Genomic DNA, 20,403 nt, shown 5'->3' on the forward strand with positions numbered 1-20,403 from the left:
GCGATGCGGTGGCGCGAGAGGCAGGTACGCGGTCAGATGTCCCACGATCCGATCGGCCGCGCATGGCAGGTCCCACACGGGTGCCAGCGGCGCGCCCGTAGAGGAGATGAACCATGATTCCCCGTCTGGGCCAGCGCCGACGCTCACGCTGTCGCCGAACCGGGGGGTGTTCCGCAAGAACACCCGCTGCCGTGCGGGTTCGGCCTGGCCCTCGTGATGACCCCTGGGACGCTCTCTGGGCACCGCACCCAGCGCCCGAGGCGCGCGGCGGTCGGATATCCCTCGGCGATGAGGTGGTCGCAGGCCGCGCGGACCGTTCCGGCGCGGCCACCCCGAGTTCGGCGGCCAGTCCGCGGGTGGCGTGGCAGGTGCGTGTCCGGAGTGAGCCTTCCGGCCCGTACGGCGGCGCGCAGTGCCCGCTCGAGCCCGGCCGACGTCCTGCACCCGCATCGACCTCCAGGGCAGGTCGAGCCCAAAGTGGGCCAATAATTCGAGGTAAAACCGGATCTTAGAATCGGCTCGATCGTCTCGTAGCGTCGCGGCGGTGACCATCGACGAGACGCTACGGCGGGGTGCAGGGGTGCGCCGGCTGGCTCGGCTGCTGGCCCTGACCTACGGGCTGACGATCGCCAATCTCTACTACTGCCAGCCGCTGCTGCCTCGGATGGCCGAGTCGTATCCGATGTCGTCTGCGGTGGTGCATCTGACGACGGCGGGTCAGCTCGGCTACGTGATGGGGCTGGTGCTGGTCGTGCCGCTCGGCGACATCGTCCGCCGCCGTCGGCTGGTGTGCGTGCTGCTGCTCGTTGAAGCGGCCGCGCTGGCGGCGACTGCGATGGCGCCTACGGTCACCGTGCTGCTGGTCGCGGGTGCGGTGATCGGCATGGCGAGTGCGAGCGTGGTGAACGTCCTGGTGGCCTACACCGCCGCGGTCGCCGCCGATCACGAACGCGGTCGGGTGATCGCGACGGTGGTCGGCGGCGGGCTGATGGGGGTGCTGTTGTCCCGCACGGTCGCCGGGCTCGGGGCAGAGGTCGTCGGATGGCGGGGCGTCTTCTGGGCCGCCGCCGCGGTGACCTTGCTGCTCTCGGCGGCTCTGCTCGGCATCTTGGCACCGTCCCCGCCAGAGACGTCGATCGGTTACACCCGGCAGTTGCGTGCCACTGCCCGTCTGCTGCGGACAGAGCCCGTTCTGCGGCGTCGCTCGCTGATCGGCGGCTGCGTCTTCGCGAGCTTCGGTGTCTTCTGGGCGACCGTCGCCTTCCTGCTGGCGGGCCCGCCGTACGGGTACGGCGAGGGGCAGATCGGTCTGTTCGCCCTGGTCGGCGTCATCGGAACACTTGCCGCACGGGTTGCAGGCCGGGCTGCGGACCGGGGGCGCCAGCACGCGGCCACGGGCCTGCTCCTGGCGCTGGGCGTCGCCGCGTTCGTCGCGCTTTCGGCCGGGACGGACGAGCTCGCGTGGATCGTCGCCGGGCTTGTGGCGATGGACGTGGCGATCAGCGGCACGCACATGCTGAACCTCAGCGTCGTCCACGGCCTGGTCGACACCGCCCGTTCCCGCGTCGCCGCGGCGTACATGACCTGCTACACCCTGGGCGGCGTGCTCGGCTCCGCCACGGGCAACGCCGTCTACCGGGTCGGTGGCTGGACCGCCGTTTGCGTCCTCGGGGCCGCGTTCATGGCGGCAGGTCTGACAGCATGGGCCTTCGATCACCGGATCAGAGGGATTCTCTGGTCGCGGGGCGGCGGTGGACGGTGAGGTCGGCGAAGCGGTCGCTGCGGAACGGCTCAAGGTCGGCCGGACGGCGGTCCGTGGTGATGAAGTCGGCCATCGCCTTGCCGGTCACGGGGGCGAGGGTGATGCCGAGCATGCCGTGCCCGGTGGCCACGTAGGCGTTGCGGGTGGTGGCGACCCGGTCGAGGACGGGCAGTCCGTCCGGCAGCATGGGGCGTCCGCCCACCCAGGGATCGTGGATGAGCGCCATCAGTTCGTCCGGCGAGTCGTACCACTGGCCCAGGTAGTCGCGGCTGGCTCGGGCGATCGCCACGATGCGGCGCCAGTCGAGCCTCCGGTTGTTGCCGCTCAGTTCCATCGTCCCGGCGATGCGCGTGGTTCCGCCGATGGGGGAGACCGCGACGTGCTTGTCGCCCAGGTACATCGGGTGGACGGGGGCGGGATCGAGCTTCACCGAAAAGCTGTAGCCCTTCCCCGCCTGCAACGGCAGCCGTACGTCCAGGAGCCGCAAGAGGTCGGCCGACCAGACCCCTGCGGAGACCACCACTGACGAGCACCTGATGTCGTCCTCGGCCGTACGGACCGCCACCACGCGTCCGCCGGATCTGCGGAAGCCCCGGACGGCGGTGTGCTCGCTGATCGTCACGCCTTCCTTGCGCAGCCGCTCGGCCAGCGATTCCACGAAGGCGTTCGGGTCGATGACGCCCTCGCCGCGCACGAGATAGCCGGCGGTCACCTTGCCGCCCACCGCCGGATCCAGTTCGGCCATTTCCGCTGCATTGAGGATCTCGCCGGGCACCTCGTACCCTGTCCCGGCCATCGCGCGCTGGGTTTCCAGTACGCGGCGGGCCTCTTCCCCTGAGCAGAACGCGTGGAGCAGGCCGGGGCGCGTCAGCGTGGTCGCGACTCCGTCGTCGGTGAGCTCGGTGAACCGTTCGAACGTGTTCTGCGCGAAGCGGGCGACCGCCGCGTACCCATGGTCGAAGCTCTTGCGGGAGCAGCTCCTCTGGAACATCACCAGCCAGCGCAGGAAGGCCAGGGTCGGCTGCGGACGCAGATAGAGCGGCGAGTCGGGCCGCCCGATCGAACGCGCGGCGTGCCAAGTGACCCCGGGTGCGGGGACCGGAGCGGAATGGCTCAGGCAGACCCACCCCGCATTCCCCCGGGACGAACCGCCGCCGACCGGGCCACGGTCGACGACGTGCACCGGTACGCCCTGCCGGTGGAGGTGGTAGGCGATGCAGAGGCCGATCGCGCCGCCGCCGATGACGACGACCGGAACGCCGTTGTGTCCGCCGACCTGGTTGTCTCCGGACAGGCCGCTCACCGCCCAGAACCCTCGTAGGAGGCCAGGAACGCCTGGGTACGAGCCTCTTGCGGATCGTCCAGGACCTCCTCGGGCGTTCCCTGCTCGATGATGCGCCCGCCGTCGAGGAAGGCGATCCGGTCGGAGATCTCCCGCGCGAACGGCACCTCATGGGTCACGATCGCCATCGTCATGCCGTATTCGGCGAGCCCCCGGATGACACGCAGCACCTCGCGCGTCGACTCCGGGTCCAGCGCCGAGGTCGGCTCGTCGAACAGCAGCACCGCGGGCCGCAGCGCGAGCGCCCGCGCGATGGCCACCCGTTGCTGCTCGCCCCCCGACATCTGCTCGGGAAAGGCCAGCGCACGGTGGTCCACCCCGACGCGGCGCAGCAGCTGGACGGCCGTCTCCAGGGCCTGGTCCTCGCTGACCTTGGCGGCCTTCATCTGCGCGAGCACCACGTTCTCGATCGCGGTGAGATGCGGGAACAGGTGGAACCGCTGGAAGACCATCCCGACGCGCTGGCGCAGCTCGGCCAGGTCGCGGTAGACCGCCCGGTCACCCGAGAAGACCGGCTCCCCGGCGAGCTCGATCGTCGCCCGGTCGGGCCGTTCCAGCAGGTTGACGCAGCGCAGCAGGGTGCTCTTCCCGCCGCCGCTGCTGCCGAGAAGGCTGACGATCTCCCCGGCACGGATCTCCAGGTCGATGTCGTCGAGCACCAGCCGTCCGTCGAACGACTTCGACAGCCCGCTGATCCGCACGACCGCAGGCCCCTCGGGCGGCTCCGTGGACGGCCTTCCAGCTGGGTCGGCGGCCGTTGCCGGGACGGGATCCGCGGGGACGGCGTCCGCTGGCTTCTCCGGCCCCGATCCGGCCTTCGTGAGTTTCATGACGTGGTCTCCGATGCGAGCATGACGCGGGCCTTGCGGAGCCGGCGCCGGCGGCCGGGGGTCAGCGCGGCGCCCGCGCGGACCTTGCGTTCCAGCCACAGCAGGGCCTGTGACAGCGGATAGCACAGCGCGAAATACACGGCCGCGATGACGACGTACACCTCCAGCGCGCGGAAGGTGTCGGAGGTGATCAGCTGCGCCTGGGTCATCAGCTCCGCCGCCGAGATGGTCACCAGCAGGGATGTCGACTTGAGCAGGTCGACCAGGAAGGTGTTGGTCCCGGGCAGCGCCAGCCGCAGCGCCTGCGGGAAGATCACGTGGGTGAGCGTGCCGAGCCTGCTCATGCCCAGCGCGTGGGCGCTCTCGCGCTGGCCGTCGTGCACGCCGGCCAGCGCGGAACGGAAGATCTCCGACAGATATGCCGCGTAGAACACCACCAGGCTCAGCGCCCCCGCCTCCAGGGCGCCCATCTTCAGCCCGACCGAGGTCAGCCCGAAGTAGGTGATGAAGATGATCGCCAGCAGCGGGATGTTCTTGAACACCTCGGTGTAGAGCGCCGAAGGGAACCGGACCATCCGCAGGTGACTCAGCCGCATGAGGGCGAGAACCAACCCGAGGACGGCGGCCCCGCAGAACCCGAGCACGGTGTACTCCACCGTGTGCAGCAGTCCTTGCCAGAGGGGGTCGGAGTAGTCCGACCAGGGGACTTCGAACATGGGGGCGTTTCCGTTCTCCGGGAGTCTCACCGGCAGGGATCAGAGGGAGGGCGGTGATCAGAGGGAGGGCGGTTTCCAGCCGGCGGGGCGGTCGACGCCGGCGCGCAGTGCCCCCATCCACGGCGAGGCCTTGAGGAACTGGTCCGGGTCGCCGCCGTACTTCTTGATCAGCGTGGTCATCGTGCCGTCGGCGTACATCTGCCGGATCCCCTCGGAGATCGCCTGCTCCAGCTTCGGCTCCTGCTTGGGAATGTAGAAGCTGGTCATGTACGGCCTGAGGTACTCGAACGCCTTCTCCTCCTTGACCTGGGCGTCGGTCGGGGGAGTGAGGTACCGGGTGCTGAACTTCAGGTCCGGCCGCTTCTGCTGGGTGTAAATGATCAGCAGCGGGTCGAGGAAGCCCACCGAGATGCGGCCGGCGCCCAGGTCGCTGAAGACCCCGTTGGCGTTGGGGTAGGTCCGGAGCTTGGAGTCCGGGACGGCCTGGATCGACTTGACCCACACGTAGCCGGTGACCGTTCCCATGGACAGCCCCCGGAGGCTCTCGACCGTCGGGTACTGTCCGTCGCCGCGCACGGCCATGGCGGGCGGGGAGTAGTACGGCGGGTCGGTGAACAGGCCCTGCTCCTGCCGCTCCTTCGTCCAGGCGATGCCGCCGATCGTGATGTCGGCGCGCTGGGCCTGGATGCTGCCGAGCATCCCGTTGAAGTCGGTGACCTTGGGTTCCAGCTTCAGGTTCAGCTTGCCGGCCACGTGCTGGAGGATCTCGCTGTCGATGCCGACGAGCTTTTTCCCCTCGGTGCCGGTGTAGGGCATGTAGGGCTGGATGGCCACCGTCAGGACCCCGGGCTTGAGGGTGCCGTACACGTTGGTGGCGTTCTCGGTGCCTTCCGCGCCGGCGTCCGCGCCGCCGCATCCGGCGGCGACGGTGACCATGATCAGTGCGCTGGCGATGGACGCCCGGCGTTTTCCCCACCACATGAAGCATCAACCTCGTTCCACTGAACGTGTCCGGCGCGTTCGGGCCTCCGCCGGTGAGCCCCCCGAGCCCGCGACTATTGGCGTTCACGCTAGGAAGTGGGGTAGTGCGCCGTCATTGGCCGAAAAGTACGAAATTGGCCGGTCAGAGGGCTCTTCAGTCGTATCATCCGTACGACAGTGGAGGTGTCGGTGGGCGAAGGAAGCGGTGTCCCGGGGCACTCGATCCTCGCCCCTGCCCTGGCTCAGGGCATCGCGGGCGACACCAGCGCGATCATCGGCTACAACGTCCTGATCACCGACCGGGACGGCGTCGTCATCGGCAGCGGCGACACCAGCCGCATCGGCTCGTTCCACGAGGCGTCGGTTCAGGTCATGCTCACCCAGGAGGCGGCCGCGCACTCCGCCGGGGAGGCCCGCCGGCTGCGGGGCGTACGGCCCGGGATCACCCTGCCCATCGTCATCGACGGCGACGCGGTCGGCACCGTCGGCATTACCGGCTCGCCCGCCCAGGTCGGGCGCTTCGGCCGGGTCGTCAAGCGGCAGACCGAGATCCTGCTCCAGGAGTCCCTCCTCCTGCGATCCCGGCTGCTGCGTGAACGCGCGGCCGAGGACCTGCTCCGCGAAATCGCCCACTTCGACCCGGAAGTGGTGTCCCCGGACGACCTGGTGGCGCGCTCGGCAGATCTTGGCTACGACCTGCGCGCGCCCCGCGTGGCCGTCATCGTCGACATTGGCGCCACCGGCACGCCGGTCACCGGCCCGTCTGTCTCCGAAACGTCCGGCACCGGCACGTCGGTCACCGGCCGGTCCGTCTCCCGTGGCGACCCGTCCGCCCCGGATACCGAGACGAGGAACTCCAGCGTGGACGCCCGGGCGCAGCGGGCCGACGCGGACATGCTGCGGGCGCTTCCGCCCCGTCTGATCCGGGAGGCGTTCGCCGACTCCCAGGACCTGGTCGCGGGGATGGCGTCGGGCCGGTTCGCCGTGCTGCACCAGACCCGCGACCGGCCCGTCCGGGACCTGGTGCCCTTGTGCGAGTCGATCGTCGAAGGTCTCGAGCGGAGGCTGGCGGTGCCGGTACGGATCGGGATCGGCGCGGCCGCGTCCTCGGTGGCCGCGCTGCGCGACTCTTACGAGGACGCCGCGTCAGCTCTCCGCCTCGGGCCCCGCGCCCGGCCCGGCATCAGCGTCCACGTCATCGAGGACCTGCGGGTCCACCGGCTGATCGCCGCGGTAGCCCCGCGCACCAGGGCCCGCTTCACCGCCTCACTGATCCCCGCCCTGCGCGCCCGCTCCGACTGGCCGGTGCTCCGCCGCACGATCATGGTCTGGTGTGAGAGCGGCTTCAGCCTGGTACGGACGGCGTCCACCCTCAACATCCACCGCAACACACTGATCTACCGGCTGGACCGGATCGCCCACCTCTCGGGTCACCCCGTGCGCGACCATCCTGCCGCCCTCGCCCTCTACCTCGCCTGCATCGCCGACCAGGTAGAACCCCACTCCTGATCCCACCCGAGCCGGTGAGGAGGGGGCCCGCGACCACCACGCCGCAGGCACCATGCCGCGAGCACCATGCCGCGAGCACCATGCCGATGCCGCCTGATGATGACCCGAGCGGGGCACCGAATGGCCCGCCCTGCGCAGGTCTGAGCCAGACCTGCGCGGGGCGAGTCAGTCCCTGATCAGCGAACCGGCTGGTGATGAAGTCGGCCAGCGTCTTCGCAGCTGATCGACACGCTCATGGGCGGCGTGGCAGGGCAGGACCGGCGCTAGAGCCAGCCGGCGTGGCGGGCGATGCGGATCGCGTCGATGCGGTTCCGGCCACCGACCTTGCTGATGGCGTTGGACAGGTAGTTGCGCACGGTCGCGGGTGAAAGCGAGAGTTGCGTGGCGATCTCGTCGGTCGGGATCCCGTTCTCGGCCGCTCGCAGCACGTCGGCCTCACGGCCGGTCAAGGGGCTCGTGCCTGTTTCGAGCGCGGCGGCCACCAACTCTGGATCGATGACCCGTTCGCCCGCCGCCACGCGCCGCACGCCCTCCGCCAGCGTCTCGGCGGGCGCGTCCTTGACGATGAATCCCCGCACGTGCACCTTGAGGGCGCGCAGCAGGTTGCCCGGCTGGCTCAGCCCGGTGAGCACCAGCGTGCGGCAGCCGGGCAACTGCTCGCTCAGCTGGCCGGCGGCGCTGAGCCCGTCCAGTCCCGGCATGTCGATGTCGAGGACCGCCACGTCCGGCCGGGTCCGGAGCGCCGCCTCCAGCACCAGGTCTCCGCGGTCCAGCTCCGCGACGACCTCCATGTCCTCCTCCAACGTCAGCAACGCCACCAGCGCCCCGCGAATCATGTGCTTGTCCTCGGCGATCAGCACCTTGATCATTCGCTCTCCTCCGGAACCTCGACGCACAACCGGAACCCGCCCCCCGGGGTCACCGAGGCGGAGACCGTCCCGGCCACGGCCCGTGCCCGTTCCCTCAGGCCGGTCAGCCCGCTGCCCGGTCCTGACGCGGCCCGGACCCCGTCGTTGGTGATCTCCAGTCGTACCGCTCCGTCTCCCCGCCTGATCGCTATCTCGCAGGTGCTCGCCTCGCTGTGCCGCAGCACGTTGGTGACCCCCTCGCGGAGTGCCCAGGCCAGCACCGCCTCGGCCTTCGGGGGGAGGTCCCCCAGTTCGTGCCGGATCTGCGCGTCGATGCTCGCCGCGCGCAGCAGTGCGGCCGCGCCCTCGGTCTCGGTGCGCAGCGAGACGGCATGCTCCTCCCGGGTGACCGTCCGAACGTCCCGCAGGGCCTCCTGCGCCACCGCGACGATGCTCTTCATCTCCGCCTCGGCGGCCGGCGGATCCCGGTCCAGCAGCTTCAGGGCCAGGTCGCCCTTGAGGGAGATGGCGGAGAGGCTCTGGCCGAGCAGGTCGTGCAGGTCACGGGAGACCCGCAACCGTTCCCGGCCGATCGCCAGTTCCGCCAACTCGGTCCGCGCGTTGTGGAGTTCCTGGACGACCTGGACCAGCCGTGCCGAGCCGTACAGGCTGGCCGCCATCAGTGCCAGCACGATCGGCCAGTAGACGAACCCGTTGATCAGCGTGAAGGCGGAACCGACGGGCCAGGCCGCCTTGAGGATCCCAGCGGTCGCGGCGGTCCCCGCCAGCGGTGCGACGATCGCTCCGATGGCAGGCCACTTGGGCAGCACCATCGGCGCCGACGCGATCAGCAGCACCTGGGTGGGCACCCAGTTCCACGTGTACACGGGCATCGGCGCGTACACCAGGACGGCCAGCGCCAGCAGGGTCAGCACGCCGTAGGGCGGTCGTACGCCGCGGGCGACCGCGAGGCTGTGATGCAGCTGCAGCCCACCGAGCGCGAGGAACGCCAGCACGGCCATGGGAATCGACACGCTGGGCGTGGGCAGGCCAGGAGTGCCGAAGACGATGAAGACCGGAGAGATCGCGACAATGGGGACGTGTGCGGCGACCAGCACCCAACGGGCCCTGCGCATGTTCCAGGGACGGCTCTGGCTCATCCGCTGGTCACCTCAGCTGTCAGCGTCCCGTCCCGGTCGATCACCTTGATCACGCAGTGCCGGGCGTTCTGGTTCTCCAGCAACTGCGACAGGCCGCAGCGCAGCTCGGCCCGGAGCGCGTCCGGCACCTCACCGTCGAGGCCCTCCGGCAGGATGAGGTTCGTCTCGATGCCCGCCGCCGACAACAGGGTCGCCGCCGTCTCGAGCTCGGCCCGCAGCGTGACCTCCTGATACCGGGTGACCATCCGGCGCACCTCGGCCAGCGTGCGCCGCGAGTCCTCGACCAGTGTGGCGAGTTCGCGCCGCTGGCCCTTGGCCACCAGACCCTCCAGCGCCGGGCCGACCGACTGCCTCAGCTGCCCGTCGATGCGCAGGCGTTCCCGCACCACGGCCTCATCGGCGAGGGATCGGCGGGCGTTCTCCAGCTGCCGGACCGCGCCGATCAGGAAGATCGGGACCGACAGCGACGTGCCGTAGACCAGGACGGCCAGCGTGAAGTAGACCGCCCATTCCGGCTGGTCGAAGGCGTAGATCGCGGCAGGGGCAGGCACCGCCGCCAGCGCCGCGTACGTGAGGAACGACCACGGCGCCCGGATCACGATCAGGACCAGACCGGCGAGCGGGCAGAGCGCGCCCAGCCAGCCGACTCCGATGAACGGCATCGCGCCGAAGATGAGGGCCGCGACCACGACGAGTCCCCAGGCCTGCCCGGGCGTACGGTCACCGCGCGCCTTCGACCGGACGATCCACACCTGAAGGGGCAGATAGCAGGCGGTGACGACAGCGGCCTCCTCGGTGTGACCGGGGAAGGAGGGGTGTGTCGCGACCCGATGCAGATTGAGTAAGGGGAGTAACACGCTGTAGGCGACCGCACCAGCGGTCGCCACCTGGATGAACCGGCTGGACTGCCGGTGTACTTCGACCACGCTCGCGACCCCCGACCGAAGATCGGAAAGAAAGGACAGACGGCCGGATTGCCGGAGCACCACTGTATTGACCATGAATGTGATGGACTAGCCCTTCTGCGGCTGAACAAGTCAGTGTCCGTGCCGCGGAGCGGCCAGCACCAGATGCATTCGTCCCCTCTCGGTGATGACGTTCATCACTGATGTTCGTCACCGGAGGTTGAGGACATCGGCATCTGCCATGCGACGGCGCACGCCTGGAAACTCCTGTTCATCGTCAATTGATCCAGGAGGGCGCCTTGACCGCTCTAGTCAACGAGAAGGCCATAGCCGACGAGAAGGCCAAAGTCGACGAGAAAGCCGTCGTCGACGCGCCGACCGTGCCCCGGCGCTGGCTCGGCCTCTTCGCGATCCTCACCGCGACGCTCATGAACCTGCTCGACGCGAGCATCGTCAACGTGGCGCTGCCCGTGATCCGTACCGACCTGGGCGGCTCGTACGCGACCCTGCAGTGGATCGCCGCGAGCTACACCCTGGTCCTGGCGATGGGCCTCCTGACCGGCGGCCGCCTCGGTGACATGTACGGCCGTTACCGCATGCTGATGTACGGCCTGGCCGGCTTTCTCGCCGCATCGGTACTGTGCGGCATCGCCTGGTCGCCCGGGTCGCTGGTCACAGGCCGGGTGCTGCAAGCCCTGTTCGCCGCGGTCATGGTGCCGCAGTGCTTCGGCCTGATCCGTGACCTTTTCCCCGGCAAGGAGCAGGCGAAGGCCTGGGGCGTGTTCGGCCCCTCCATCGGCCTGGCCTCCATCCTCGGCCCGGTCGTGGCCGGTCTGCTGATCAAGGCGGACCTCTTCGGCTCCGGCTGGCGCATGATCTTCCTGATCAACCTGGTGCTCGGCGCGTTCACGTTGATCGCTGGCCGCAGCTCACTGCCGCGGGCCGGGGGCGACCGTACCGGCGGGCTCGACCTGGTCGGTACGGGCCTGGCCGGGCTGGCCATGGCGCTGCTGGTCTACCCGCTCATCCAGGGCCGTGAGCACGGCTGGCCGGCCTGGACCTTCCTGATGCTCGCCGCCTCGGTCGCGGTGTTCGTCGTCTTCGCCTGGCAGCAGGTACACCGCAAGGCCGCGGGCGCGGCTCCGCTGATCGAGCTCAGCGTGTTCGCCCGCCGCTCGTACACCTCGGGGGTCCTGTTCGTCATCGTCTTCCTCGGCGCGCTCATGGGCTTCTCGCTGGCCGTCGGCCTGATGCTCCAACTGGGTCTGCACTACAGCCCGATCGGTGCCAGCCTGGCCATGGCGCCCTGGGCGATCGGCGCGTTCGTCGGCTCCGCCGTGGGGGCCATGGCGCCCCAGCTCGGCCGCAAGAGCCTGCACATCGGCCTCTCGATCATGGCGGTCGGCACGGTCGGGCTCCTGCTGGTGTTCGACACCTCCGGCATCGGCCTCGGCAGCTGGAATCTGCTGGCCCCCCTGCTCATCTGCGGCATCGGCATGGGAATGATCTTCGTCCCGATGTACGACATCATCATGGGCGAGATCCAGGATCACGAGGTCGGCACCGCCGCCGGCGCGCTGGAGTCGTTCCAGCAGCTCGGCGCGGCCCTCGGCGTCGCCGCCCTCGGAACCGTCTTCTTCGACCGCTTCACCGACCCGGCCCGTGATCTCACCGCCCTCAAGCAGGGCGCCCTGGCCGCCGCCGAACAGGTCACCCTGATCAGCCTCGGGCTCTTCGCCCTGGCCTTCCTGGTCGGCTTCCTCCTCCCCAGGAAGGCCCGCCAGACCCACTGAACCCCTTGCGAAGGCCTGCACGATCACGCTGCCGTGATAGTGCAGGCCTTCGCAGTCCACCTCGACGGGGTTTCGGATCACCTCGTCGAGGCGGACGTAACGTGATCACAGGCCCACGGCCTGGCGTGGCGTAGGGCCGGGTGGCGTCCTCCATGCCTCATCTGCAATCTTTCCCAGAGGCCGTAACAGATTCGGCCTCTGACCTGGATGGGCTTCTGACCTGGATGGGAATTACTCGCATGACCAGCGAGCGCCACACGCCGCACGCCCCGGAGACCCTGTGAACCTCTGGTCGATCTATCAACACGGCTTCGCGCGGGTCGCCGCGTGCACCGGTCATGCCGCCATCGCCGACCCGCCTGCCAACGCGGAGGCCGTGCTCCGGCAAGGGCGCCGATGCGCGCAAGAGGGAGTCGCCGTCGCGGTCTTCCCCGAAATGTGTCTGACCGGCTATTCGATCGAGGACCTCCTCCTGCAGGACGCCCTCCTCGATGAGGTCGAGGCGGCGATCGAGACCGTGGTGGCCGGGTCGGTGGAGCTGATGACGGTGCTCGTCGTCGGCGCCCCGCTGCGCCATCGCCACCGGATCTACAACTGCGCGGTGATCGTGCACCGCGGCCGGATCCTCGGCGTCACGCCCAAGTCCTACATCCCGTACTACCGGGAGCTCTACGAGCGGCGGCAGATCGCCCCGGGCGACGACGAGCGCGGCGGGACGATCCGCGTCGGCGACGCGACCGTGCCGTTCGGCGTCGATCTGCTCTTCGCCGCGCAGGACGTCCCGGGCCTGGTGCTGCACGTGGAGATCTGCGAGGACATGTGGATGCCGGTGCCGCCGAGCGCCGAGGCGGCGCTGGCCGGCGCGACCGTCCTCGCCAACCTCTCGGGCAGCCCGATCACGGTCGGCCGGGCCGAGGACCGGCGGCTGCTGTGCCGCTCGGCGTCCGCGCGCTGCCTCGCCGCCTACGTCTATGCCGCGGCCGGGCTGGGGGAGTCGACCACCGACCTGTCCTGGGACGGCCAGACCATGATCTACGAGAACGGCGCGCTGCTGGTCGAGACCGACCGGTTCCCGCTCGACGACCAGTACGCGGTGGCGGACGTGGACCTCGACCTGTTGCGACAGGAACGGCGGCGGATCGGCACGTTCGACGACAACCGCCGCACCCACGCCACACGCACCGGAGCCTTCCGCCAGGTGGACTTCGTTCTCGACCCGCCAGCCGCAGACCTCGGGCTGCGCCGCCGGGTCGAGCGGTTCCCGTTCGTACCAGCCGATCCTGAACGCCTCGCCCAGGACTGCTACGAGGCGTACAACATCCAGGTCGCCGGCCTCCATCAGCGGCTGGCGGCGATCGGCGGCCCGAAGGTCGTCATCGGGGTGTCCGGCGGCCTCGACTCCACGCACGCGCTGATCGTCGCCGCCCGGGCGATGGACCGCGCCGGACGCCCGCGCAGCGACATCCTCGGCTTCACCCTGCCCGGGTTCGCGACCAGCGAGCACACCAAGGCCAACGCCCACAGGCTGATGCGCGCGCTCGGCGTCACCGCGGCCGAGCTCGACATCACCCCGACCGCACAGCTCATGCTCAAGGAGCTCGGCCACCCGTTCTCCTCCGGCGAGGAGGCGTACGACATCACCTTCGAGAACGTGCAGGCCGGACTGCGCACCGACTACCTGTTCCGACTGGCCAACCAGCACGGGGGCATCGTGCTCGGCACAGGTGACCTGTCCGAGCTGGCGCTCGGCTGGTGCACGTACGGCGTCGGCGACCAGATGAGCCACTACAACGTCAACTCCGGAGTGCCGAAGACGCTCGTCCAGCACCTGATCCGCTGGGTCATCAGCAGCGGCCAGTTCGACGAGGCAGCCAACCAGACGCTGGCCGCCATCCTTGACACGGAGATCAGCCCGGAGCTCGTGCCGGGAGAGGAACTGCAGTCCACCGAGTCCATGATCGGCCCGTACGCGCTGCACGACTTCACCCTCTTCCACGTCCTGCGCCACGGCTTCCGGCCGTCGAAGATCGCCTTCCTGGCCTGGCACGCCTGGCACGACCGGGACGCGGGGGCCTGGCCGGCCAACTTCCCCGAGCCCGAGCGGGCGGCCTACGACCTGCCGGAGATCTGGCACTGGCTGGAGGTCTTCTGCCGCCGCTTCTTCGCGTTCGCGCAGTTCAAGCGTTCAGCCATGCCGAACGGGCCGAAGGTCTCAGCCGGCGGCTCCCTTTCGCCCCGCGGCGACTGGCGCGCCCCGTCCGACGGCACAGCCCACGCCTGGCTACGAGACCTGGCCCGCTGGGACATCTCCAGCGCGGAACCCAACCGCAGTGCTTAACCGTCCAATCTCCACGAACCGGGCAGTCCTCGCCGTAGCCTGCTCCCCACAAATACGCCCGCTGGGCGCCGGTTGGGGAGCGCCCTCCTGGAGGCCGATGACATGCGACGAATGGTTGCGGCCAGCCTGACGATCGGGTTGTTGACTGTTGGCGCATGCGCCGAGGAGAAAGGGCCTGAACGTCCTTCAGCCGGCGTCACGGCCACAAAGGCGCCGGACGGCGGTCAACTGCGTCTGGTCGACAGGGGCCTCTCGGTGTTTCCGGGACCCGGCAACGGGGCCAGATTCCGGCCGGAGGCCAAGGCGGCTGGACGTGACTACAACGTCGTCTCGTGGGGCATCCTCATCGAGAACACCAGCAAATGGGCAGCGACTCTCACACTGGTCGACGTCCACCTGGTCGACGCGGCAGGTGTCGCGCTGTCCAAAACCGACTACGACCGGCCGAAGGCGGAGACCATCGCCGTCATCCGTCCCGGCGAACGCTTCGGTATGGGACTCACGCAAAACCTGGCAAAGCCCGGCAAACCTCGTAAACGGCTCCGTACACCGGCCGACCTCCAGGTGCAGATCGGCCAGTCCGCGTGGTTCCCGCCGAACAGCCGCTCCAACGAGTTCGTCAAGATCACTGCCAGCGAGATCAAGACCCCTCACGATGGGCGGGCCACCGTGTCATTCACGATGGAGTCACCCTCCCATCAACAGGCGTGGGCCACCGCCCTGTTTCGGAATGCGGCCGGAAAGATAATTGGTGGAACCGGCCACTGTGAAGACTCGTTCGGCGACCAGCCCGAGCGAGTCGTCGCTCCCGGGCGCTCTCGCGGCACCATCAATACGCGTTACGTAGTCCCCCATGTCGCCGCTGCGCGCACTGAGGTCTATCTCGATACGGTGCCCGTAAATGACCTGGGGAAAATGGCGGAACGCGGCCAATGCGGGACGTGACTCCAGAGTGGCTCCAGCGGTGTCGTCAGCCAGCCTTAAGATCACGCCATGTCGATTCGGAAGCAGCTCGCACCTCCGAGGCCACTGGCAGTCGGTGACGTGATCTCCGCTCACTCGCGAGATCTTGGAGAGTGGACGGCCGCGCAGATCATCCGCATCAACGCCGATACGCAGACGGCGGCCGTGCTCGAGCTGGACTGGTCCGGGCCTGAGCCGTCGTCCGTAGCCGACCTCGGTGACGTCGCGCCGCTCAGGCTCACCCACCACTCCTGGAACGGAGGACTGTCCTTCTGCAACCACGCATGGGTCCTGCCCCGCAGCTACAAGGTCATCGGATCGATGCGGCTGCTCCACGACCACCCGGCCAACAGCTGGGCTTACGGATGGAATCTGGGCGACCAGCTCGCCCGGCAGCGTCGGTGGGACCGTGGCGCCGGCGAGGACCCGGCCGCAGCGTGGAAGGCCGAGTACACCGGCGAGACGGTCAACGAGTTCCTCAGCCGGCCGGCAGCACCACGGCCAGAGGTCGCCCACCTGACGATCAGGGACATCGACTCCCTCGACTGCGCTCAACTCGTCCAGCGGTTCCCCCAGCTGACCCGGCTCCACCTGCACGGACGCCTTGGCCTGCTCCACGCGGCGGGCGAGCTGAACCGGCTGGCCTGCCTCCGCAGGATCCACGTCGTCGACCTGTTCGGAATGACCGAACAAGACCGGCTTCGACCACAGTCCGTGCCAGAGATGGAGTCGGTCGACCTCCACGGCATCCCCGCCGACTACGCCGCGGCGATGCGCAGCACCTGGCGACCCGAGATCCCCGCAGGCACCTATGTGTCCATCCGCCGAGCCCGCAAGCCCGACTGGGTCCAGGAGAACCGCAACAACCCGCTGCGCGACTGGGACGGCCGCGAACAGATCAGCACCACCACCTACAACAGGGCTGTCGCCCAGTACAAAACAACACGCAAGGCGGTCCTGCAGACACTGGCCGAAGAACCCGCTGACGGCCGATCGGCACCCCTGGAAGAGATCGGCCGCGCCTACGCAGAGGCCTTCAACCAGCTTGACCACCAGAAGGGCTTCATCGAGACCGTCGAGCGCGAAGAGCTCTTCGCAGCCCTCGACCACATCGTGAACGAGGCCGAAGCACTTCACGGCCCCGGCCTCGAAGACGCCCGCAACAGTCTCATCTCCGGTGCGGAGTCCGTCCGAGACTGGTAGCACCCATCGAGCCGACTTTCTGGACAGAGGCTTCCGGACGCCGCCGTGCCTGGTCGGTTGATTGTGGAGTTTGCCCACGAAGCCGCGTACCCATGGCAGTGAAGCAGCCATATTTGGCAGTTTTCATACTTGCGCACCGTCCTCTGGGTAACTGCTCGGACACCACTTCTTTGTCATGCATATGCTGAGATCGCTCTGTGCGGTGATACCGGCGCGGCTGCAGCTGGGAGGGGCCGTGAGAAGTCGATTCCAGGAGATTTTCAAATGGACAGATTGCTGCGCGCATCTCTTCTCACCGCGCCCGGCTTCATGCTCGGGTGCGGTGTCGTCCGCATGGCCGCCGGCAGTGACGGGCTGTTGTTCGCTCCCGGACTGATCACTGGCGTTCAGAGGTGATGCCGGGCCGATCTTTCGCCGAATTCTCTCCGCGGGAGCGGCCTCCGAAACGGCGTCGCCTGGTCCTCGGCCTGGTGCTGGTGTGTGTGCTGGCATTCAGCGGCTGTACGGTGACGGCCGCGTGGTCTCTGGGGGTGTTCACGTCCAAAGGCCGGTACGACCCGATCGACGCGTGCACTCTCCTGCCGTCCACCGAAACGCTGGCGCCCCTGGTGCGGAACGGCGCGCAGGAATCGGGAGACTCACGGCCCAAGACGTTCCTCGACTTGGGAGACCAAGGCAACATGACGTCCCAGTGCAAATGGAGCAGCGTCCCACCCAAGCAGGACCGCCCGTTCCGTACTGTGCGGATCCACGCCAAGACCATGACGAACGATGGGCGCCGGTCTGCCGAGAAGGAGGCAGACCACGACCTGGACCTCTGGCACCGGAACAACGGCCGGAACAGGGCGCGGCCGGTCACAGTGGCGGAGCGGGCCTACGCCACCACCGACAAGACCGTGATCTCGATCTTTGTCGTCACTGAGATCTACGACCTGCACGTCAAGTTCCGGGACTCGAACGTGCTGGTGGACGTGTCGGCGCGCACGCACACCCCGCCGGGCGACAAGGAGCGGGCCCTGGTGCTGGGCCTGGCACGGGACGTCGCGGAGCGCCTGCGCACGCACGCCAACTGATCGCACGGACTCCAGCAGGCCGTTGAACGTCGATCAGCCACGTCGCACGTCCACCGCCATGTACGGGAACTCGCGGCCAGGGAATCGGCGTCGGCAATGCCCGCGCCAGGCGCGCGTCGTTGATGACCTCGGTCACCAGCCGCCGAACCGTTTGCTTGCCGGTCAACATCCGCACCCCTGCCCATCGCTCCCGGCTTCGCCGCGCGAAGGGCCCGCAGCGAGACTCGCGCCGGCCAGGTCGGCGAACGGCAGTGGGCAGTCTTGCTCGGCGGCGCAGGCGACCAGATCGTTGCATCCGGCCGCCAGCGTCTGGCGGAGCGTGGTCGCGATCACCTCCAGATCGGCGATCTTGGCCTCGACCTCGGTGAGCTTGTCGGCCGCCCGTGCCCGCAGGCCGGTGCCCGGCTGGCGGTGCCCGTGCCGGTGCGCCGCGGTCTCCAGTAGCTCGGCGACCTCGTCCAGGGTGAATCCCAGCCGCTGCGCGGTCTTGATCACGCGGAGCAGTGTCACGGCTTCGGCTGGATACAACCGATGCCCGCCCGGCGTCCGGTCCGGCTCTTGCAACAGGCCTCGCCGCTCGTAGTACCGCAGCGTCTGAAGATTCACCCCGGCCGCCGCCGCGACCTGTCCGCTCCGCAGCCCCTCGGTGGCCGTGGTCATGGCCGCGTCCCCGCCGTCATCACCTCTGCGGCCCGGGCGGTCAACGCCTCCAGCACCTCGGCGTGCTGGTCGGCGACGCTGACTTCCAACGCCAGCGCGCCACCGGTCGCCGTCAGTGTGAAGGTGAAGAACGAGCAGCACCCGGTCTCCCGCGTCGCCAACTCGGCGGCCCGACCGGCCACCTCCGGATCGGGCCGCAACATCAACCGCACCCGGCCCGCGTCGACGCGCATGATCTGCGTCACCGCCTCACCGAACAGCGCGTCGAACTCGGCTTCGCGCAACGGCTGCTCGGCCGTCGGCAACGTGCACGCCGCCGACGCCCACCTCTGATCACCTGGCTGAAGTCCCATACCTGGAACGGTAAGCCTGTACCCCGGTACCGGATGCAACCCCTGGGACCGCGTGCTGCTCCCGCAGGTCGAGCGTGCACGCGAGGACGACGGCGGCTGGAAGATGGTGTTCGCTCGTGCTCGGCTACTCGGTCGCCGCCATTCGGACTGGGCCACTCGGTCGCTGCGACTTGGCCTGGGCCACTCGGTCACTGCGGCTCGGCCTCCGCCGCAGCCATACCTGGACCCGGGGCGGGTGCGTGTGGCTTGTCAGGTTGCGGCGGGGGTCCGTCCGGCGGGCTGTGATCTCAGGGCGTTGAGCACGGCGTCGAGCAGGCCTGGGAACAGCGTGTCCAGGTCGTCGCGGCGCAATCTGATCAGGCGCGTCCGTCCGTCCACGATGGTGCGGGTGAGGCCTGCTTCGCGGAGTACGCGGTAGTGGTGCGACAGCGTGGACTTGTGCAGCTCGATGCCGGTGCCGAGGGGTGCGCAGTTCTCGTCGCCGTCGGCGAGCCTGGCGACGATCTCCAGCCGCGCCGGATCGGACAGCGCGTGCATGAGCTGGGCCAGCGTGATGTTCTCCGCCGGCGGGTGCGGTAGTTCACGCATCGGCTCCTCCGTGCCCCTCGGACGGATCCACGGTAGCGTTCATTGGATAGTTGGACAAATATCAAACTGATGGTTAGTTTGATGATCGCCCAACAGTCCAATGAAAGGAACGATCGTGCTCCGGTTGCTTCCCCTGGCGCTGGCCACGTTCGCGGTGGGCACCGACAACTTCGTCATCGCCGGGCTGCTGCCGGCGATGGCGGAGGACCTCGGTGTCACGGTTCCCGTCGCCGGGCAGCTGGTGACCGTGTTCGCCCTGACCTTCGCGATCTCGGCCCCGGTCCTGGGAGCGGCGACGAGCGGGATGAACCGGCGCACCGCATTGCTGCTGGCACTGGCCGTCTTCGTCGCCGGTAACGCCGCCACCGCGCTGGGCACCAGCTACACGTTCGTCCTCGTCGCCCGCATCGTCACTGCGGCCGGCGCGGGCATCATCACCTCCGCCGCGTCCAGCACAGCCGTGGCCTTGGTACCTCCCGAACGGCGGGGAGGCGCGTTGGCACTGGTCATGGGCGGCCTGAGCGCCTCGACCGCGCTCGGCCTTCCCATCGGCACGCTCATCGGCGGCGCCAACTGGCGTCTCACCCTGTGGGCCGTCGCCGGGGCGGGGCTCGTCGCGGCCTTGGGCATTGCCTTGGGCCTGCCCAAGGTGTCGTTGCCCGCCGCCGGCTTCCGCGCCCGCCTTGCCCCGATGAAGCAACCCTGGGTTTTGGGCGTTCTGGTCGTCACCATGACGGCGCTTGCCGGGTCGTACCTGCTCTACCCTTACGTGGCGGCCGCGACGGAGGATCTGACCGGCGGCTCGGCAACGACGCTGACCGTCCTGCTCCTCGCCTGGGGACTTGGCACGCTCGCCGGAACCCTCATCGCAGGCCCCCTCACCGATCGATACCGTCCCGAACGCGTTCTGGCGGTGTCCCTGTTCGCGGCGACGCTGGTGCTGGCGATCAGTCCGATCATGATGGCCGGCCTGGCGTCCGCGGTGGTGTGGGCCTCGCTGTGGGGCCTCTGCATCGGCATCCCCGTCATCCCGCAACAGCACCGCCTGGTCGCCCACGCGCCGGCCGCTTCGCCGATTCTGCTCGGCCTCAACTCCGCGGCGGTGTACGTCGGCATCGCGTTTGGCGGCGGCCTGGGCGGGCTCGCCCAGAGCTGGATCGCTCCGGCCCGGCTCGGGCTGCCGGCCGCCGCGATCACCGCGCTGGCGTTCGCCCTCACCTTGGCCACGACCCGCCGACCGGTCACGGGCGGGAAACCGGCGCCGGCATCGCGTACCGATACCGGACACCGGCATCAGTCCGCCGAGCCGGAACGAACCTGACGCGGCTCCCGAGCTTGACCCGCGCTCGACGCGACTCCCGCGCTTTCACCTTCCTCTC

At 69.0% G+C, this 20,403-nt stretch carries 19 protein-coding genes; 9 read left to right on the plus strand and 10 right to left on the minus strand.

What is annotated here, in order from left to right; genetic code table 11:
- Positions 1–544 precede the first annotated feature (544 nt).
- Positions 545–1,762 carry an MFS transporter gene (locus F8566_RS44445; protein WP_192810195.1) on the plus strand — a complete coding sequence of 406 codons (1,218 nt, stop codon included), beginning with the start codon at positions 545–547 and terminating at the stop codon, positions 1,760–1,762.
- Here F8566_RS44445 and F8566_RS44450 read toward each other — a convergent pair.
- The 4 genes from F8566_RS44450 to F8566_RS44465 are packed head-to-tail and all read right to left on the minus strand — an operon-like array spanning position 1,722 to position 5,631.
- Complete coding sequence (locus F8566_RS44450; protein WP_225994083.1) at positions 1,722–3,065, minus strand: NAD(P)/FAD-dependent oxidoreductase; 1,344 nt, start codon at positions 3,063–3,065, stop codon at positions 1,722–1,724. The genes F8566_RS44445 and F8566_RS44450 overlap by 41 nt on opposite strands.
- Positions 3,062–3,934, minus strand: a complete 873-nt coding sequence (locus tag F8566_RS44455; RefSeq protein ID WP_151569531.1) for an amino acid ABC transporter ATP-binding protein — start codon at positions 3,932–3,934, stop codon at positions 3,062–3,064. Before F8566_RS44455 ends, F8566_RS44450 begins: the two co-directional genes overlap by 4 nt.
- Complete coding sequence (locus F8566_RS44460) at positions 3,931–4,650, minus strand: amino acid ABC transporter permease (RefSeq protein ID WP_151569533.1); 720 nt, start codon at positions 4,648–4,650, stop codon at positions 3,931–3,933. Before F8566_RS44460 ends, F8566_RS44455 begins: the two co-directional genes overlap by 4 nt.
- A gap of 57 nt (positions 4,651–4,707) precedes the next feature.
- Complete coding sequence (locus F8566_RS44465) at positions 4,708–5,631, minus strand: substrate-binding periplasmic protein (protein WP_225994084.1); 924 nt, start codon at positions 5,629–5,631, stop codon at positions 4,708–4,710.
- 189 nt (positions 5,632–5,820) lie between these two features.
- On the opposite strand from F8566_RS44465, the gene F8566_RS44470 reads away from it, so the two are divergent.
- Positions 5,821–7,140, plus strand: coding sequence for a CdaR family transcriptional regulator (locus tag F8566_RS44470; RefSeq protein WP_225994085.1), 1,320 nt, complete (start codon positions 5,821–5,823; stop codon positions 7,138–7,140).
- Between the two features lie 263 nt (positions 7,141–7,403).
- Here the strand turns inward: F8566_RS44470 and F8566_RS44475 are convergent, their stop codons facing one another.
- The 3 genes from F8566_RS44475 to F8566_RS44485 are packed head-to-tail and all read right to left on the minus strand — an operon-like array spanning position 7,404 to position 10,074.
- Positions 7,404–8,009: a response regulator transcription factor gene (locus tag F8566_RS44475; RefSeq protein ID WP_151569535.1), complete on the minus strand. Its 606-nt coding sequence runs from the start codon at positions 8,007–8,009 to the stop codon at positions 7,404–7,406.
- A complete protein-coding gene (locus F8566_RS44480; RefSeq protein ID WP_151569537.1) occupies positions 8,006–9,148 on the minus strand; it encodes a sensor histidine kinase in 1,143 nt (380 codons plus the stop codon). Before F8566_RS44480 ends, F8566_RS44475 begins: the two co-directional genes overlap by 4 nt.
- Positions 9,145–10,074 carry a sensor histidine kinase gene (locus F8566_RS44485; protein WP_151569539.1) on the minus strand — a complete coding sequence of 310 codons (930 nt, stop codon included), beginning with the start codon at positions 10,072–10,074 and terminating at the stop codon, positions 9,145–9,147. Before F8566_RS44485 ends, F8566_RS44480 begins: the two co-directional genes overlap by 4 nt.
- Positions 10,075–10,352: 278 nt before the next feature.
- Between F8566_RS44485 and F8566_RS44490 the strand changes: the two genes are divergently transcribed.
- The 6 genes from F8566_RS44490 to F8566_RS44510 all read left to right on the plus strand — a co-directional run bounded on the left by F8566_RS44490 (position 10,353) and on the right by F8566_RS44510 (position 17,423).
- Positions 10,353–11,846 carry an MFS transporter gene (locus tag F8566_RS44490; protein WP_225994086.1) on the plus strand — a complete coding sequence of 498 codons (1,494 nt, stop codon included), beginning with the start codon at positions 10,353–10,355 and terminating at the stop codon, positions 11,844–11,846.
- A 280-nt stretch (positions 11,847–12,126) separates the two neighbouring features.
- Complete coding sequence (locus tag F8566_RS44495) at positions 12,127–14,184, plus strand: NAD(+) synthase (RefSeq protein WP_151569541.1); 2,058 nt, start codon at positions 12,127–12,129, stop codon at positions 14,182–14,184.
- 102 nt (positions 14,185–14,286) lie between these two features.
- Complete coding sequence (locus F8566_RS44500; protein ID WP_151569543.1) at positions 14,287–15,129, plus strand: hypothetical protein; 843 nt, start codon at positions 14,287–14,289, stop codon at positions 15,127–15,129.
- A 48-nt stretch (positions 15,130–15,177) separates the two neighbouring features.
- On the plus strand, positions 15,178–16,350 hold the full coding sequence (locus tag F8566_RS44505) for a hypothetical protein (protein ID WP_151569545.1): 1,173 nt from the start codon (positions 15,178–15,180) through the stop codon (positions 16,348–16,350).
- 264 nt (positions 16,351–16,614) lie between these two features.
- Positions 16,615–16,746, plus strand: coding sequence for a hypothetical protein (locus F8566_RS52495; protein ID WP_264159536.1), 132 nt, complete (start codon positions 16,615–16,617; stop codon positions 16,744–16,746).
- A gap of 134 nt (positions 16,747–16,880) precedes the next feature.
- On the plus strand, positions 16,881–17,423 hold the full coding sequence (locus F8566_RS44510; RefSeq protein ID WP_151569547.1) for a hypothetical protein: 543 nt from the start codon (positions 16,881–16,883) through the stop codon (positions 17,421–17,423).
- A 162-nt stretch (positions 17,424–17,585) separates the two neighbouring features.
- Here the strand turns inward: F8566_RS44510 and F8566_RS44515 are convergent, their stop codons facing one another.
- The 3 genes from F8566_RS44515 to F8566_RS44525 all read right to left on the minus strand — a co-directional run bounded on the left by F8566_RS44515 (position 17,586) and on the right by F8566_RS44525 (position 19,024).
- Entirely contained in the window at positions 17,586–18,083 is a 498-nt protein-coding gene (locus F8566_RS44515) for a MerR family transcriptional regulator (protein WP_151569549.1), read from the minus strand.
- Complete coding sequence (locus F8566_RS44520; protein ID WP_151569551.1) at positions 18,080–18,436, minus strand: hypothetical protein; 357 nt, start codon at positions 18,434–18,436, stop codon at positions 18,080–18,082. Before F8566_RS44520 ends, F8566_RS44515 begins: the two co-directional genes overlap by 4 nt.
- 249 nt (positions 18,437–18,685) lie before the next feature.
- Positions 18,686–19,024, minus strand: coding sequence for an ArsR/SmtB family transcription factor (locus F8566_RS44525; RefSeq protein WP_151569553.1), 339 nt, complete (start codon positions 19,022–19,024; stop codon positions 18,686–18,688).
- A 115-nt stretch (positions 19,025–19,139) separates the two neighbouring features.
- On the opposite strand from F8566_RS44525, the gene F8566_RS44530 reads away from it, so the two are divergent.
- Positions 19,140–20,345 carry an MFS transporter gene (locus F8566_RS44530; RefSeq protein ID WP_225994087.1) on the plus strand — a complete coding sequence of 402 codons (1,206 nt, stop codon included), beginning with the start codon at positions 19,140–19,142 and terminating at the stop codon, positions 20,343–20,345.
- The last annotated feature ends 58 nt before the right edge of the window (positions 20,346–20,403 follow it).

Origin of the sequence: Actinomadura rudentiformis (genome assembly GCF_008923185.1) — a bacterium.
GTDB lineage: Bacteria > Actinomycetota > Actinomycetes > Streptosporangiales > Streptosporangiaceae > Spirillospora > Spirillospora rudentiformis.

What these genes read in the sequence shown, in the direction of transcription:
- F8566_RS44500 (WP_151569543.1), top strand. Translation starts at nt 14,287, where the DNA reads ATGCGACGAATGGTTGCGGCCAGCCTGACGATCGGGTTGTTGACTGTT.
- F8566_RS44465 (WP_225994084.1), bottom strand. Translation starts at nt 5,631, where the DNA reads ATGTGGTGGGGAAAACGCCGGGCGTCCATCGCCAGCGCACTGATCATG.
- F8566_RS44480 (WP_151569537.1), bottom strand. Translation starts at nt 9,148, where the DNA reads ATGAGCCAGAGCCGTCCCTGGAACATGCGCAGGGCCCGTTGGGTGCTG.
- F8566_RS44475 (WP_151569535.1), bottom strand. Translation starts at nt 8,009, where the DNA reads ATGATCAAGGTGCTGATCGCCGAGGACAAGCACATGATTCGCGGGGCG.
- F8566_RS52495 (WP_264159536.1), top strand. Translation starts at nt 16,615, where the DNA reads ATGGACAGATTGCTGCGCGCATCTCTTCTCACCGCGCCCGGCTTCATG.
- F8566_RS44525 (WP_151569553.1), bottom strand. Translation starts at nt 19,024, where the DNA reads ATGCGTGAACTACCGCACCCGCCGGCGGAGAACATCACGCTGGCCCAG.
- F8566_RS44515 (WP_151569549.1), bottom strand. Translation starts at nt 18,083, where the DNA reads ATGACCACGGCCACCGAGGGGCTGCGGAGCGGACAGGTCGCGGCGGCG.
- F8566_RS44505 (WP_151569545.1), top strand. Translation starts at nt 15,178, where the DNA reads ATGTCGATTCGGAAGCAGCTCGCACCTCCGAGGCCACTGGCAGTCGGT.
- F8566_RS44460 (WP_151569533.1), bottom strand. Translation starts at nt 4,650, where the DNA reads ATGTTCGAAGTCCCCTGGTCGGACTACTCCGACCCCCTCTGGCAAGGA.
- F8566_RS44455 (WP_151569531.1), bottom strand. Translation starts at nt 3,934, where the DNA reads ATGAAACTCACGAAGGCCGGATCGGGGCCGGAGAAGCCAGCGGACGCC.
- F8566_RS44520 (WP_151569551.1), bottom strand. Translation starts at nt 18,436, where the DNA reads ATGGGACTTCAGCCAGGTGATCAGAGGTGGGCGTCGGCGGCGTGCACG.